Origin of the sequence: Parasphingorhabdus halotolerans, from assembly GCF_012516475.1 — a bacterium.
GTDB classification, from domain to species: Bacteria; Pseudomonadota; Alphaproteobacteria; order Sphingomonadales; family Sphingomonadaceae; genus Parasphingorhabdus; species Parasphingorhabdus halotolerans.
The window spans coordinates 3180006-3194483 of sequence record NZ_CP051217.1 but is presented as its reverse complement, the minus strand read 5'-3'; the positions used below and the strand labels follow the sequence as shown (position 1 = coordinate 3194483).

The following is a 14478-nucleotide window of genomic DNA, read 5'->3' as shown; positions in this document are numbered from 1 at the left end:
ATGCGTTTTCTCTAACCCGGCAACCGATAAAAATCTCCCAGCCGGTCCAGCGCGATCTTCAGCACCAGCTTCCCTGACCGTGCAGGCCAGCCCAAGTTCTTCTCTGCGGCGGGCACCCCCTCACCACCGCAAATAATCCGCCACGCGATATCGGAAAGATCGTTGCCGAGATGGTGCAGCGCTTTGTCAAACCGGTCTTTGGCGACAATTTGTGCTTCCGTCGCGTTGAGCAATTCCGGCGCGGAGCGGCGGGATCCGCTTATCGGAGCCACATCCCAACTCATCGTGATGCTCGGTGCAAGGTTCGCCCGTTCCCAATCGTTGCGCAGTTTCTCGCCCGCATCAAACTGCCGATCACTCAAATGTCCCCGCGCGTGGAGCCAGCCCAGAGGCGATTCCGCCAAGTTGACCGTGACACTGCGCGGGGGCGTTTTGCACTGGCCAGTCCGCCGCCTGTCCTCTCCATCTTGCGGTAGCGGCTTCTCGACCAGGATGCGCGGATCGATATGCTTGGCTTTTTTGGATGGCCGCATGAAATCTCCTTTGATTGCTTCAAAAACACCCTTGCCATTGCGGATAATATGTAGGAAAGAATAAACCATATAGGTTGGAGAATATATTATGATTAGCCGTATCCGGGAAGCGCGCAAGGCCAAATCGCTGACGCTGGACGATGTGGCCAAACGCTGCAAACCGCCAACTACCGCGCAAACCATTGGCCGATTGGAAACTGGGACGCGCACCTTGTCGCTCGATTGGCTGAACCGCATTGCTGATGCGCTTGGTGTTGACAGCGCTGCCTTGCTCGCTCTTCCCGATCAAAATGAACTGCCAGTCGCGGCTGTGCTTGATCACAAAGGCGCGCATGCGCTGGAACGAACGGATAGCATTATGCAGCCGGTGATTGAACCGCAGATGATTGCCATGCGGGTGAAAAGCAGCATCGGCGATTACCGCTCCGGCGATGATGTGTGGCTTTCCCGCAAAACACCTGAGCAATATAGTACTGCGCTTAATCAGGATGTTCTGGTGCCGCGTCCTGCCGGGCGGTTTCTGTTCGGCCGCTTGATTGGCCGCGAAGGCGACAAGTTACAATTATTGCCGCTGGGCAGCGGCGCGAGGCAGCAAATCATTAAAGACCCGGAGTGGATCGGCGTTGCGGTGCGCCTGGTAAGGGAACTTTAGGCGCTGGACGCTAGACAGCAACCATGCCCCGCCCTTTAAACATCCTGACACTTGCGACATTATTCCCCAATGCCTCCGCGCCCAATTTCGGGATATTTGTGGAGCGGCAAACGGCAGAGCTTGCGAGCCGCGCGGAGGCGGATGTTACCGTGGTCAACCCCGTCGGACTGCCACCTTGGCCGATATCGCAACTGGCGCAATATTCCGCTCTCGCGGGGTTACCGGAACACGAAGAATGGAACGGCCTGAACGTCCACCGCCCGAACTTCACGCTCGTTCCAAAAGTCGGTGGATCACGAAACCCAAAGGCGATTGCTGCTGCCGTTTTACCCCTGCTAAAGCACCTGCATGGCAAGCAGCCATTTGATCTGATTGATGCTGAATTTTTCTATCCCGACGGCCCCGCTGCGATGCGCCTTTCCCAGGCGCTGGACATTCCCTTTACAATCAAAGCCCGTGGCGCGGATATCCATCACTGGGGCGTGGACCCTAAATGCCGGGCGCAAATCCTTGAAGCTGCCAACCAAGCATCTGCGCTGCTCGCAGTGTCGCAAGCGCTGAAGCAGGACATGATCAACCTCGGGATGGATGGTGACAAGATCGCGTTACATTATACCGGCCTTGATCAGCAGAAATTCAAGCCGGTCGATCGCGCTGCTGCGAAGGCAAAACTTGATGTTGCGGGGCCATTGTTTATCTGCGCTGGTGCCCTCATTAAACGCAAAAATCAGGCGCTAGCAATCGAAGCGCTGACAGCATTTCCAGGCGCCACCTTGTTAATCGCTGGCAAGGGCGAAGAAGAAGCGTCCTACCGCGCACTGGCCGCCAAGCTCGATGTTGCGGAGCGGGTGCGCTTCCTCGGCAGCGTGCCTCATGATGAACTGCCCGCCCTGGTCGCCGCGTCGGATATTGCCGTTCTGGTCTCGAAGTCGGAAGGCTTGGCTAACGCCTGGGTAGAGGCGCTCTCGTGCGGCACGCCGATCATTATCAGTGAGGCTGGCGGAGCGCGGGAGCTAGTGCGATCTGACATCGCGGGGCGGATTGTGGCGCAGGATGTCGGAGCCATAATCGGCGCGATCAGGAGCGTGTTGGCAGCGCCGCCGTCACAGGGTGATGTCCGGGCAACGGTGAGTCATTTCAGCTGGCAAAATAATGGGGATCAGTTGCTGGAAATTTTCCGCAAGGTCACCACCGCATTCTAACGCAGCGGCATAAGCGCAGCAATAATCCAGCGTTCCTCCGCTCGCAAAAGACCCCATGTTCTCGCAGCAGCACGGCTATCCATGACCTCCATGCCCAGTCCCGCCGCATCCGCTTCCCGCCGAAAAGACGCTGGCGGCTGCAACATCGCCGAGCCGCTACCAAACAACAGAAATTCCGGCTTGGGCGAAAGCTTGAGCGCTTCCAATATCGGCGCTAACGCCAGTGCACTGAAGACAGGCGTTGTCCAAGGGAGCGCTTGTTCCGGTGACAGCAACAGGCCGTCATCAAAGCGCTCGTCCCCAACCTTAAATCCGTTTGCCGTAAACCCGGTGACGACCGGCCCGTGAAATTCAACGTCTTTGCGCAGATCCACGTTCAGCGCCTAACCGACCTGCTCTGGCCCACCAACTTGTTCCGCCTTATCATTGCCAGAGTCTGACGGAACAAAAGTGTCAGGCCCGACCTTGAGCCAGATAAGGATCGGTGCGGCCATATAGACCGAGCTGTAGGTACCGACAAATACGCCAAAGAACATCGCGACTGCAAAGCCGAAGATCACGTCGGGGCCAAAGAATATCAATCCCGCGAGCGCGATCAACATGGTCAAGCTGGTCATCACAGTCCGCGCCAAGGTCTCGTTTACGGAGAGATCAAGCAGCGCGATAATATCCATTTTGCGGTATTTTTTGAGATTCTCGCGAATGCGGTCAAATACGACGATCGTATCATTGAGCGAATAACCGATAATCGTCAGCAGCGCGGCCACAATGTTCAGGTTAAACTCCATCTGGGTCAATGCAAATAGCCCGAACGTGAGCGCAACATCATGCACCAGCGCGAACAGGGCACCGACGCCAAATTGCCACTCAAACCGGACCCAGATATAGATGGAAATCGCGATGATCGCGGCCAGTAGCGAGAACGCGCCTTTCTCAAACAGCTCGGATGATACTTTGCCGGAAACCGATTCCACGCCATCAATCCGCACGTCAGAATGGGTTGATTTGAGCAATTCGACGATCTTTGCAGTCATCTCGTTGGCGGCTTCCGGACGGCTCTCCGCCTCGGCCGGCAGGCGCATTCGAATAGAAATTTCATTCGGCTGGCCAAATCGCTGAATTGTTGCCTCGCCGTATCCGAGGCCTCCAATACTATCGCGCAACTCGCTAATCGGGGCGGTTTCGCTTTGCGTAAAGGTTGCCTGGATCATCTGGCCACCGATAAAATCGACGCCAAAATTAAGGCCGCGCGCACCGACGAGAGCGATGGATGCAATGATCGTCAATATGCTGAATGCCATGGCGATATTCCGCCATTTCAGAAAAGCAAAATTGGTATCGTCCGGCACAAGTTTCAATAGTTTCATATCAGATCACCAATTCCTGAGGACGTGCCCGGCGCACCCAGAGCGCCACCAGCATCCGCGTTACAACCACTGCTGTGAACACCGATGAGATAATGCCGATCATCAAAACGACGGCGAAGCCTTTGACCGGGCCGGAGCCAAAGATGAACAGCAGCAAACCGGCAATCACATTCGTAATATTAGCGTCAAAAATAGCGCGGGACGCTTCTTTATAACCCACTTCAATAGCCTGCAGGACACGCCGCCCGCGTTTTCGCTCTTCCCGTATGCGCTCGTTAATCAGCACGTTTGCATCGACTGCAGCACCCACGGTAAGCACAAATCCGGCGATGCCAGGCAGCGTCAACGTCGCGTTAAACAGCGCCATGACCCCGACAATGATGAACAGGTTCAATGCGAGTGCGATATTCGCATAGACGCCAAAGCGGCCATAGGTGATAATCATGAAGCTGAGCACGGCAACCGTCGCAATGATCGCGGCAATCATGCCCTTGCGGATGGAATCAGCGCCTAAATCCGGCCCGACTGTCCGTTCCTCGACAATTTTCAGTTCAACCGGAAGGGCACCAGAGCGGAGCGCAATCGCCAATTGGTTTGCGCTATCCACGGTAAAGTTTCCGGATATTTGCGCCGAGCCACCCAAAATAGGCTCATTAATATTGGGTGCGGATAAAACCTCGCCATCCAAGATGATCGCAAACGGTCGACCAACATTATTCTGGGTCAACCGCGCAAATTTTGCACCGCCTTCGCTATCAAACGTAATGTTGACCACAGGAGCGTTTGTCTGCTGGTCAAAGCCCTGCCCCGCGTCCGTCAGCTTGTCTCCTGTAATGCCGCCCAGCCGCTTCACCGCGATATTGGGGAGACCGGATGGATTGTCGGGATATGGGAAAATCTGGCTACCAACCGGAGGGCGGCCTTCTGCGATCGCATTGGGATCAGCCTCAAAATCAACCAGCTTAAACTCCAGCTTGGCCGTTTTACCGAGTAGCTCTTTCAACGCCTGCGGATCATCAAGGCCCGGAACCTGCACCACAATCCGCGTATCGCCTTGCCTGATAATGGTAGGCTCGCGCGTGCCGAGTGCGTCAATCCGGCGGCGGATAACATCGGTCGCCGTCTCCATCGCGTTTTCAACTGCAGTGCTCAGGCCTGCATCGGTTTGCGTCAAAACAAACCTCGTGTCATCGCGGATTTCGATTTCCCAATCGCGCTGGCCGGTCAAGCCAGCACCGGTCGTCAGCGGAAGAATAGCCTCGCGCGCCGCGTCAACCTGGGTGGAATCGCGGACCATGAATGATAACACGCCGTCTTTGCGGGAAATATCTCCAATGCCGATACGCGGACTAGCGCGGCGCATTTCTGCCCGCATGGATTCTTCCATTGTTTCCAATCGGGTTTTGCCAACGTCAGAAGGATCTGCTTCCAGCAAAATATGGCTGCCGCCCTGCAAATCGAGCCCGAGATTAATCGTTTCCTCTGGCAGGAAAGACGGCCAATATTTTATAGCGCTTGCCGGTAGCAGACTGGGTATCGACATTAATACGCCAAATGCCAGCAGCAGGGAGATGGAAATAACTTTCCAGCGCGGGAAATCTAACATCGCAAAACTATCCGTTTCCTTGTTTCAACGCTTTTGAGCGCTTAGTCGTTCGCTGGTTTGCCGCTTCCGCGCGGGATCACATCAGAAAGCGTCGCCTTGACCGCTTTTACGCGCACGCCAGTGGCAATCTCGACCTCGACATATTCATCATCAACCTTCACGGCCTTACCCAATAGTCCGCCACCAGTGACAACCTGATCATTTTTCTGAACAGCGGAAATTTTTCCTTGATGTTCTTTCATTTTTTTCTGCTGTGGACGAATGAGCAGAAAATAAAATACCGCAAATATCAGTACCAGGGGCATGACCGTTACAAGAAAACCGCCCGCGCCCCCTGCCCCGGCAGCCGATGCGGAAATTAAAAGTGACGTCATAACCGAATATCCTCAAAGTCCTGATCTGGATTCCAGATCATGTAATGGCCCAAAACCGGAATAAACCAGCCCTCGCTCTTTGCAGCGCGCGCCTATCACGCACCCTGCAGGAAAGCAATCGATTCGGGCTTGTCCCCCGCGTTCCCAAGCAGATGGGTATCGCGCAACCCGGCATCAAGGCATTGCTGAATTTCTAACCCAAAATCGAGCACGAAATTCAACCAGCCAAACCGCTTGCCAAGCCCAAGGCCCAAGCATATATGCAGCGCCTCGGATGGCTTTGGCCAACCGAACGGTCGGGACGTAGCGCAGCCTGGTAGCGCATCACACTGGGGGTGTGGGGGTCGGAGGTTCGAATCCTCTCGTCCCGACCAATTTTTCAATGACTTAGCGAGCACGCCCCAACTTAAACCCGGTTTTAGGTTGAGTTTTAGGTTGAGGAATTTTTTCGCAAATTATTCGAGCATCATGCAGCTTTTTCCAGCTTTTGGACCTCCAAAAGCGTTTCAACTACCAAGGCAGGTGGCAACCAATCTTTGCTAGCCAGGCGGGCAATGCCAAAATAGCGGCAGGCCCTGGCGACGTGTCCTATCTTCTCTGCATGCTGCAATACACGTAATTTGCGCTGTACTTCGCGCTCGCCTTCTTTGGTCATACGATCATCTCCTTCCTGCATCAGGAATTTAAAAAAGATGTCTCACGAGTCCCTACATATCTACCCGCAAGCAATATGGTGCGGAAGAGAAGATACGGATCGTGCTGGAAGGTTTGCGCGGTGATGATACGATCGCCGAGCTGTGCCGCCGTGAGGGTATCGCGCAGGGCGTATATTACAAACGGTCGAAGGATTTCATGGCGCTGATTGCAATATATGGTCCCTTTTGAATCGAGAGCTTTTCATGTCGCTCGACAACGAGGTCTGGTTTTTTAGATATCTCTTCACATATGATTTCTTTCCGTTCTATCGTGATTTTCCACGCGAAGGGTGATCTGGACTTTCCTCAACTCCGCAACATTGCGTATCGCGCTCTAATCATCTGATCTGCAATTGTCATATTGATGTTGCCAACTGTTTCCCCTTTAAACCGGCGGGTCGGTTTCTGGTCGGCGCTATTCTCGGCATTTTTCAGTATCGCATATATTATCGCCCAGTTGGCGGAATGGGCAGGCATTCTGGGATCGGCGGGCGGTCCGGAAAGTAGCAGTACCGCAACCGGAATTGTCCTGCTGCTTACGCCATCGCTGTTCCTGGGTTCCGCCTTCCTCATCCTCATGATCAGTGTCCACCATGTTGCGGCTCCGGCGCGGAAAATATTCGGCCATATCGCGGTAGCTTTCGCGACGGCCTATGTCGTGCTTACCGGGCTCGTCTATTATGTTCAGTTGACGTTTGTTGCACCCCGGATATCAGCGGGCCGGATTGATGGAATCGAGATGTTTCTATTCACCCCGTTCGATTCCTTTCTCTATTCGGTCGATCTAATGGGATATAACTTCATGAGCCTGTCGACCCTGTTCGCTGCACAGATTTTTACGGGCGATGGATTGCCAAAACTCATCAGATTCTTTCTATTCGCCAATGGTCTGTTGCTGCCCTTTCTGGCGCTTCAGATATATTATCATCCGCTAATCTGGGGCGGGTCGCTTTGGGCGATCACCTTTCCGGGCGCCACAATATGTCTGGCATTATTTTTCCGGCGTCTTGGCATAACAACCGAAGCCTGAATGACCATAACGACGCTAATGCTGCCAACTACGCAACATTGCGTATCGCGCCGGTTCGCGTGGATGGGCAAACTCGCGGCATGACCTGGAAAACAATTCGCCTCGAACTCGCCCGGACCGCTGACTATCCCAGCGGCTCCAACGCCCATGCCTATGTGTTTCGCGTACCACTGGATGATGATGGCTTCATCGAACCGAAAAAGCTGAAAGAAGCTGAGAAACGCCCGGTTGTGCGGCGCTTCTGGCGCGGTGAGCCGGACCAGAGCGGCGTTGTGATTGCGACGGAAAACGGCTGGGCATTTTCCTATAAAGTCGGTGATGATGATGACGAAACCATATTCCGACTGAAAGATCATCCGCTGAAAATCGGTGAATATATTACCATCACCGAAACCGATGGCAGTGCACTCCCGTTCAAGGTGATCAGTTGCCACGAATGATTTCCGCGTTCCAATTAGGGAGAGTTACAATGCCCGTTAGCCAGTCTTTTTCAAAATATCTTATGGCAGGGCGGCGGCTTTATGTCTTGCCGCCAGTCCAGCCGCCGCCGAATGCGTGGTGGGTTCGGAGCCGATGTTTGATGTGTTCGCACCCTATAAAGGCGGTTCCTCTATCGTCCATAAAGACAGTGGCTTTGTCTTTCCCGCCGAGATTGCCGGATTTACCCGTCAATGCGAGATGACCACTGATTTCAGCGGAAATAACTTCGAAATTGGCTATGTTCGAACGGTCGATGATCACGAAATCGATGTGCGGATAGTGGTGGTCCATCTGGAGGATCTGGACGCCAAGAACCACTACATCATAATCAAACCCGATCTGCTGTCGCGTTATTCGAGCGCTTCAGTGCTGTCGGAAGGTGATTATTTCGTCTCCGGAAGACCGGATATTGCCGCCTATCAGGGCATATTTGACGGCGATAAAGACAGCATCCCCTGGCATTTCAGCCTGACCGCGATGGATTATGGCTATTGGGATGCGCGGCTGGTTGCTTCCTATCCACAAGAAATTGATGCGGATGCCCAAGAGGCTCTGATGGAACTCATCACAGCTTTCCAGTGGCAGGTGCCAAAGAAATAACGGTCAGGAGAGAATACCATGAAGCGCATCGCGATAATCGATGGCCATCCTGATCCCAGTCCTGCCCGTTTTGGCCATGCCATAGTCGCCGCTTATGCTGACGCCGCCAGAGAGGCTGGGCATGAGGTTCGCGAAATCCGGCTTGCGGGGAAAAATATCCCAATGCTGGAAAGCCGGAAGCAGTGGCTGGAAGAAGATGTTCCGGCGTCAGTCAGACCCGGTCAGGAGGCAATTAAATGGGCGCAACATATCGTGTTTTATTACCCGCTCTGGATGGGTGATATGCCGGCCTTGTTGAAGGCCTTTCTCGAACAAGCGTTTCGCCCCAATTTCGCGCTGGATTATGGCGAAGACGGTTACGCGCAAATGCCGAAGAAATTGCTGCGTGGTCGTTCGGCACGGCTGATTGTCACTATGGGTATGCCGTCGCTATTTTACCGTGCCTATTTTGCATCACATAGTGTCCGAAGCTTCAAGCGCAATATTCTGAAACTGACTGGCGTCGATCCCGTAACAGCATCGCTAATTGGCAATGTCGACGGCGGCGCGAGTCATCGCGAACGCTGGTTGAAGAAAATTGCCGAACATGGAGCCAATGGCGATTAAGGCAAGCAAAATTGCTCGCTCCGTAATATCCCTGATACATGATTATATTCGAACGGCTTAAGCTCCTTTGATTGATGATTTCCAACGCTGGAAATCCTTCTGGACAGGAGAAAAATCGTGAAATCAGTGTTGCTCTATATTAACGATGATACCGGATTGGATGCGCGACTTCAGGCAGCTCTGGATTTGACCCGTGCAGTTGACGGACATCTCCATTGCTTGCGTTCCAACCCCTATAGCCCGCAGATGGCTTTTGATGGCGTGACCGGCATGTCTGTCATGTATGACGTCGCCAAAATGACCCAGGAAGCCGATTTGGCTTTGCGACAGGAAATAGAACAGCGTCTTTCCAGCGAAGATGTCTCGTGGAATTACCGTGAAGAAAACGCAGATTCTGCGCGGGGACTGGCAAAGAACTCTGCACTGACCGACATCATCGTCCTGAGTTCCGCCAGCGGTGACAAAGATAATAATATACCGATCGGGATATTGGGCGATGTACTTTTCAACACGCGCATACCCGTTTTGGTTCAGCCGGACAGTGTGAAAAAATTTGATGCGACGGGTACTGCCCTGATCGCGTGGAATGGCAGCTTTGAAGCGGGCAATGCGCTGCGGGCGTCGGTTCCCCTGCTCAAGCTCGCGAAAGATGTGCATATCCTCACGGTCGATGAGGACAAGGATCATGATCTGCCACCTCTGGATGCATCCGAGTATCTGTCGCGGCATGGGATCAAATCAGAAGTGCATCAGCAAACCGGCAAAAAATCATCGGCCCAGACGGCTTTGCTTGCGAGCATTGATGGCCTGAAAGCCAGCTATATGGTGATGGGTGCCTATGGCCACAGTCGAGCGCGCGAATTTCTGTTTGGCGGCGTAACCCGCAGTCTGTTCAGGGATTGCCCCGTACCCTTAGTTGTTTCGCACTGATTTAAGAGACCTGATCATATGGGGCAAGAAGTTTGAATGAACGAAGTTACTGTTACATTTCACGGCGCAGCGGGGACAGTCACTGGTTCGTGTTTCGAAATCCAGGGAGCGAACAAAACAATCATCGTTGATTGCGGGATGTTTCAGGGAACGCGCTCGCTTGAAAAGCTGAATTATGAAAAACTGCCTTTCGATGCGCGCGACATTGATGCCGTAATCCTGACGCACGCCCATCTCGATCATAGTGGGCGGCTACCTTGCCTGTATATCAATGGCTGCAGCGCTCCAACCTATTGCACGAAACCCACTGCAGATATTTTAAAGCCGCTCTTGCAGGACTCAGCCAAACTACAAGCCGCATCAGTCGAGCGCCGCAACAGGCGGGCCGACCGTGCAGGACTGACGCCGTTTGAGCCGCTATATACCGGTCCCGATATCACCGCGCTGTTCAAGCATATCCAAGCCGTTGATTATTGCGAGGAAATTGATTTGGGCAATGGCGTCTCGTTCCGTTTCTGGGATGCGCGTCATATTGTTGGATCGGCGTCGATTGAAATCAACATTGCCGGGCAGCGGATATTAGTCTCCGGTGATATCGGTACCGGCGCACCAATCTATTGTGCAGATCAGATGCTCGGCGGCTATGATCATGTCATCTGCGAGTCCACCTACGGTGATCGTGATCGCGAAGACATGTTGATCAGCGAGCGACGTGAAGAACTCGCGGCCTTTGTCGAAGACACAGTCAAGGCAGGCGGAAACCTTTTAATACCGGCATTTGCAGTAGAACGCACACAGGCCATACTGGAAGATTTTGCCGCGCTGTTCGACTCCGGCCGTCTTTCACCGGTCAATGTGTTCCTGGACGCGCCATTGGCCCAGAAAATTACCAGGACGATTTTGCGCTACCGCAATAGCGGGCTCGATATCATGAACCGGACGAATATTCGATTCATCCAGTCGGTGGAAGAATCCAAGAAGCTCAACAGAATGACCGGCATGGTGATCATTGCAGGGTCTGGCATGTGCGAGGGTGGGCGGATCCGCCATCATCTGATCCGCAATTTGCCCAATCGCCATTCGCGTCTATTGTTTACCGGCTTTCAGGTCGCGGGCACGCTCGGCTCGGTCTTGCGCGATGGCGCGAAAGCCGTACGCATTTCGGGCAATGATGTTCTGGTGAATGCCGAGATAGCCAATCTCGATGGCTATTCCAATCACGCGGATCGCAAGGGTTTGCTGCAGTGGACAAAGGATCGCGGCCCTGTGTCGGGCACAATTTTTCTGGTCCACGGGGAGGAAAAAAGCCTTCGCAGTTTTGCCGATGGCCTTGCAGAGAGTGGATCATATCCCGCCGCTATAATTCCAGCATTAGGCGAAAAATGGGGATTGCAAGCGGCAACGCTGGCAAACGAATTATCGTCTCCGCGCGCCGATGCCAGACGACTGGTTGCCCCCAGAGACTGGATTTCACAACTGGCTGAGTTGCGCGCGTCAGTTGATCAGAAAATCCACACCCTAAAATCCGACAAGGATCGCGAAAAATTGCTCAGGGGGCTCCGGCGAGCGCTGGAGAGTGTTGGCTGATGACATCTGTCTGAATGTCTCAGGAATGGCACTCATCCCGAAACGGCTCCCTCTCGGCCAGTCTTACTGAATCTCTTCCATAAACATCGGGAAAGAAAGCTACACCTCCCTCAGCGTCCATCCCTGCGGTAAAATAGGTGATGTAGATTGGAATTGTCTGGGTAATTTTTACTGACTTGGTGGTTCTTGAATCCAAGATATTGTCCACCGCGGCTGAAGACATATCCTGCGCCAGTATCGTTTTTGCAAAACCGATGGCGTCGCCGACCCGAACGCAACCGTGGCTTAACGTCCTGACTTGTTTTGTGAACAGACTCCGATTTGAAGTGTCGTGCAATTTGACCGAGTAAGGATTGGGCATGATCAGCTTCATCTGACCCAGCGCATTGCCAGGTCCGGGGCGCTGGCGATATTGGCCGTCTTGCACAACATAACCTTTGCGCCGGGCCGCAGTTGGGTTGTTGCGAACCATAGATCCAATGCCTTCTGCAACAATGCTTGACGGAATTTCCCACCAGGGGTTGAGCGTGACGCCTTCCACCCGAGTATCGAAAACCGGAGTTTGAGATGTGGCCTTTCCGACGATCACCGGCCATCGCCCAACGGGTTTGTGATTTTCCCAAAGCGTGACTTCAAAACTGGCGGCGTTGACGACCAGATATTTCTCGCCAAGATAAAGCGGCATCCAACGCCAGCGCTCCATATTCAACTTCAATATTCGCTGTTTTTCCGGATCGACCTCGGTCTGTAACGCCGCGCGCAAAGCCAGATAATTGGGATTTTGGGGACGCAAGGCACCAAATAATGGGCCCAGTTCGTCGCGTTGCAGGGCCAGCCGCAATAATTTTCCGGTATCGATCAGATTATCCCGGCTTTCGATATGCCAGCGCAAACGGCCTATGCCCCGGTTGCAACCTTCCAGATAAGCGTCCGCCAATTGCTTGGCCACGATCATCAATTGTGCGTCATCCTTGGCAGATGTATTTGAAACATTGCATGCATCGAGCCCTTGGGCGGGCAAGTCGTCAATCAGAGTCTGAAGCTGGGCAATTTGCAGGGCATTCCAACGGGATGCATCTTGCGATTGTACCGGAACCGTCCAAGCCAATACAAAAGCGGCAATCACAGTGATTGTTATTCTCATCCAACCCTTGTTCAGGTCCCGGAAACTTCCCACAATATGTATATCTACCTAGTCCCAAAATATATCGGATTAGGGCAGAAGGAGATTATGAATCGAAGAATTTTTCTATCCGCCGGCGTGATTGGGTTGGGCGCGGCATTTGCGGGCTCCGTCCCGGCATTGGCCAAATCAATTGCAAAGCTTGATCCCGAATTATTGACCCCCGAATTATTGGCCCCCAAATTATTGGCCAAAGCTAGGGCAGCGCTTGATACTCATGGCAAATTGATTGCCCATAAGGACATTATCGGCATTGCCGATTATTCACTCCATTCCTCGAAGAGGCGTTTTCATCTGGTAGACCTGATGAACGGGCGCACAACCTCTCTGTTGGTCGCGCACGGCAAAGGGTCGGACAGAAAACACAGCGGCTGGCTTCAGCAATTTTCCAATGTGCCGGGATCCGAAGCATCCTCGGGGGCAGCTATGTCACGAGCGAAACCTATACTGGAAAACATGGCCTCTCACGCAGACTGACTGGCTTGGAACCGCGCAATGACAACGCCGAGAGCCGTGCCATTGTCATTCACGGCGCATGGTATGTTGATCCGGCGATGGTTGGTAAACACGGGAAAATCGGTCGCAGTCAGGGCTGTTTTGCCTTTTCAGAAACAGATCTGGCGACGGTTTTGCAAAGACTGGGAACTGGTCGCTTGCTTTACGCAGACAAATCCTGACACAGGTTTGATGGTTGGTGGGCTTGATGGTTGGTGCCGTTACTCGCGCACCATCAAAACATCCTGCTTGAGCCAGCCCAGGACCAATCTTGCGTTGGTACCAAGGCTGGTGTGCACGGTGCCGCTCCGCCCGCTGGTTCCCAGAACCACTAGCTCGGATTTTGTTTCCTCGATTTTTTGGAGAATGATCTTGCCCGGTTCGCCTTTTTCGATTGAAGATGACAAGCGATCAAATGTTTCATTGTCGATTGAGGTCTGGGCGAGGAACCGTTCCATCAGCTTCGCTTCCTCGGAATCGACTTCTTTTTCCACCGCATCTGATTTCAACCACCCCGTATAGGGAACGTGGTAAGCATGAACCAGATGGAGCGGGGATTTCGGAAAGAGCGCAGCGGCGGTGTTCAGTGCCTTGAGCGCGCAGCTGGAAAAGTCGGTCGCGATCACGATATTGTCATAGGGCAGGATCGGCTTGCGTTTGACAATCAGGATGGGAATCGGCGCGCTTCGTAAAAGATGATCAACCGGAGTGCCGAGGAAAATATCGCTGATGCCATCATAATGGGCCACACCGGTAACAATCAGACCGCATCCCTCGCTTTTGGCAACACCGAGAATCTCATCACTAATATTGCCCATATGTACGCTGATCCGAACATCGACATCGGTCACCGGAAGCTCTTCCCTGATCCGGATGCTGATATCGCTGGGTATTAGCCCCTTCTTCCCGGCCGTTTTGGGATCGACAACATGGGCGATGATGAGCTGCGTTTCCCAGAGTTTCGCCAGCATCAGTGCACGGTCCAGCGGACGGTCGCAACGGGCTGTCATATCTGTCGCCAGCAGGATTGGCTTATGTTTCATAATGACCATCGATTGTTAAGTGCATTCATGTTGATTTAGCGGCCACAGGCCGCCCTCCTTCCGATACGCGGGGGTCAAGGGCGTTGGGGGAAGAA

At 53.4% G+C, this 14478-nt stretch carries 16 protein-coding genes, 1 tRNA gene and 2 pseudogenes; 11 read left to right on the top strand and 8 right to left on the bottom strand.

Annotated features, from left to right (window positions below; genetic code table 11):
• Positions 1–11: 11 nt before the first annotated feature.
• The gene (locus tag HF685_RS15670; protein WP_168820918.1) at positions 12–533 is read right to left on the bottom strand and encodes a DUF6456 domain-containing protein; all 522 of its coding nucleotides are present in this window, start codon (positions 531–533) and stop codon (positions 12–14) included.
• 88 nt (positions 534–621) lie between these two features.
• Here HF685_RS15670 and HF685_RS15665 point away from each other — a divergent pair, with 88 nt between their 5' ends.
• Positions 622–1185, top strand: coding sequence for a helix-turn-helix domain-containing protein (locus HF685_RS15665; RefSeq protein ID WP_168820916.1), 564 nt, complete (start codon positions 622–624; stop codon positions 1183–1185).
• Positions 1186–1208: 23 nt separating this feature from the next.
• On the top strand, positions 1209–2387 hold the full coding sequence (locus HF685_RS15660) for a glycosyltransferase (RefSeq protein ID WP_168820913.1): 1179 nt from the start codon (positions 1209–1211) through the stop codon (positions 2385–2387).
• Here the strand turns inward: HF685_RS15660 and HF685_RS15655 are convergent.
• The 4 genes from HF685_RS15655 to yajC are packed head-to-tail and all read right to left on the bottom strand — an operon-like array spanning position 2384 to position 5734.
• The gene (locus HF685_RS15655; protein WP_246218664.1) at positions 2384–2761 is read right to left on the bottom strand and encodes an MTH938/NDUFAF3 family protein; all 378 of its coding nucleotides are present in this window, start codon (positions 2759–2761) and stop codon (positions 2384–2386) included. The two genes, HF685_RS15660 and HF685_RS15655, sit on opposite strands and share 4 nt — an antisense overlap.
• Before the next feature lie 9 nt (positions 2762–2770).
• On the bottom strand, positions 2771–3754 hold the full coding sequence (secF, locus tag HF685_RS15650; RefSeq protein ID WP_168820911.1) for a protein translocase subunit SecF: 984 nt from the start codon (positions 3752–3754) through the stop codon (positions 2771–2773).
• Between the two features lies 1 nt (position 3755).
• Entirely contained in the window at positions 3756–5360 is a 1605-nt protein-coding gene (gene secD, locus HF685_RS15645) for a protein translocase subunit SecD (protein WP_168820909.1), read from the bottom strand.
• Between the two features lie 41 nt (positions 5361–5401).
• Positions 5402–5734 (bottom strand): preprotein translocase subunit YajC, encoded by a 333-nt coding sequence (gene yajC, locus HF685_RS15640; RefSeq protein WP_168820907.1) that lies wholly within the window; start codon positions 5732–5734, stop codon positions 5402–5404.
• Between the two features lie 297 nt (positions 5735–6031).
• Here yajC and HF685_RS15635 point away from each other — a divergent pair.
• Positions 6032–6108, top strand: a tRNA-Pro gene (locus tag HF685_RS15635).
• A gap of 92 nt (positions 6109–6200) precedes the next feature.
• Here HF685_RS15635 and HF685_RS15630 read toward each other — a convergent pair.
• On the bottom strand, positions 6201–6389 hold the full coding sequence (locus HF685_RS15630) for an RNA methyltransferase (protein WP_168820905.1): 189 nt from the start codon (positions 6387–6389) through the stop codon (positions 6201–6203).
• 80 nt (positions 6390–6469) lie between these two features.
• Here HF685_RS15630 and HF685_RS15625 point away from each other — a divergent pair.
• The 7 genes and pseudogenes from HF685_RS15625 to HF685_RS15595 all read left to right on the top strand — a co-directional run.
• Positions 6470–6589, top strand: a pseudogene (locus HF685_RS15625) (transposase); the annotation flags it as partial.
• 204 nt (positions 6590–6793) lie between these two features.
• Complete coding sequence (locus HF685_RS15620) at positions 6794–7459, top strand: hypothetical protein (RefSeq protein ID WP_168820903.1); 666 nt, start codon at positions 6794–6796, stop codon at positions 7457–7459.
• Positions 7411–7899, top strand: a complete 489-nt coding sequence (locus HF685_RS15615) for a hypothetical protein (RefSeq protein WP_246218663.1) — start codon at positions 7411–7413, stop codon at positions 7897–7899. The genes HF685_RS15620 and HF685_RS15615 overlap by 49 nt, the downstream gene beginning before the upstream one ends.
• Before the next feature lie 133 nt (positions 7900–8032).
• Entirely contained in the window at positions 8033–8539 is a 507-nt protein-coding gene (locus HF685_RS15610; protein ID WP_168820901.1) for a hypothetical protein, read from the top strand.
• An 18-nt stretch (positions 8540–8557) separates the two neighbouring features.
• Entirely contained in the window at positions 8558–9145 is a 588-nt protein-coding gene (locus HF685_RS15605) for an NAD(P)H-dependent oxidoreductase (protein ID WP_168820899.1), read from the top strand.
• Positions 9146–9262: 117 nt separating this feature from the next.
• The gene (locus HF685_RS15600; RefSeq protein WP_168820897.1) at positions 9263–10075 is read left to right on the top strand and encodes a universal stress protein; all 813 of its coding nucleotides are present in this window, start codon (positions 9263–9265) and stop codon (positions 10073–10075) included.
• Between the two features lie 36 nt (positions 10076–10111).
• Entirely contained in the window at positions 10112–11662 is a 1551-nt protein-coding gene (locus HF685_RS15595) for an MBL fold metallo-hydrolase (protein WP_168820895.1), read from the top strand.
• Positions 11663–11681: 19 nt separating this feature from the next.
• Here the strand turns inward: HF685_RS15595 and HF685_RS15590 are convergent, their stop codons facing one another.
• Positions 11682–12806: a L,D-transpeptidase family protein gene (locus HF685_RS15590; protein ID WP_168820893.1), complete on the bottom strand. Its 1125-nt coding sequence runs from the start codon at positions 12804–12806 to the stop codon at positions 11682–11684.
• 36 nt (positions 12807–12842) lie between these two features.
• Here HF685_RS15590 and HF685_RS16765 point away from each other — a divergent pair.
• Positions 12843–13522, top strand: a pseudogene (locus HF685_RS16765) (murein L,D-transpeptidase catalytic domain family protein).
• A 39-nt stretch (positions 13523–13561) separates the two neighbouring features.
• On the opposite strand, the gene HF685_RS15580 reads toward HF685_RS16765, so the two are convergent.
• A complete protein-coding gene (locus tag HF685_RS15580; RefSeq protein WP_168820891.1) occupies positions 13562–14383 on the bottom strand; it encodes a universal stress protein in 822 nt (273 codons plus the stop codon).
• Positions 14384–14478 lie beyond the last annotated feature (95 nt).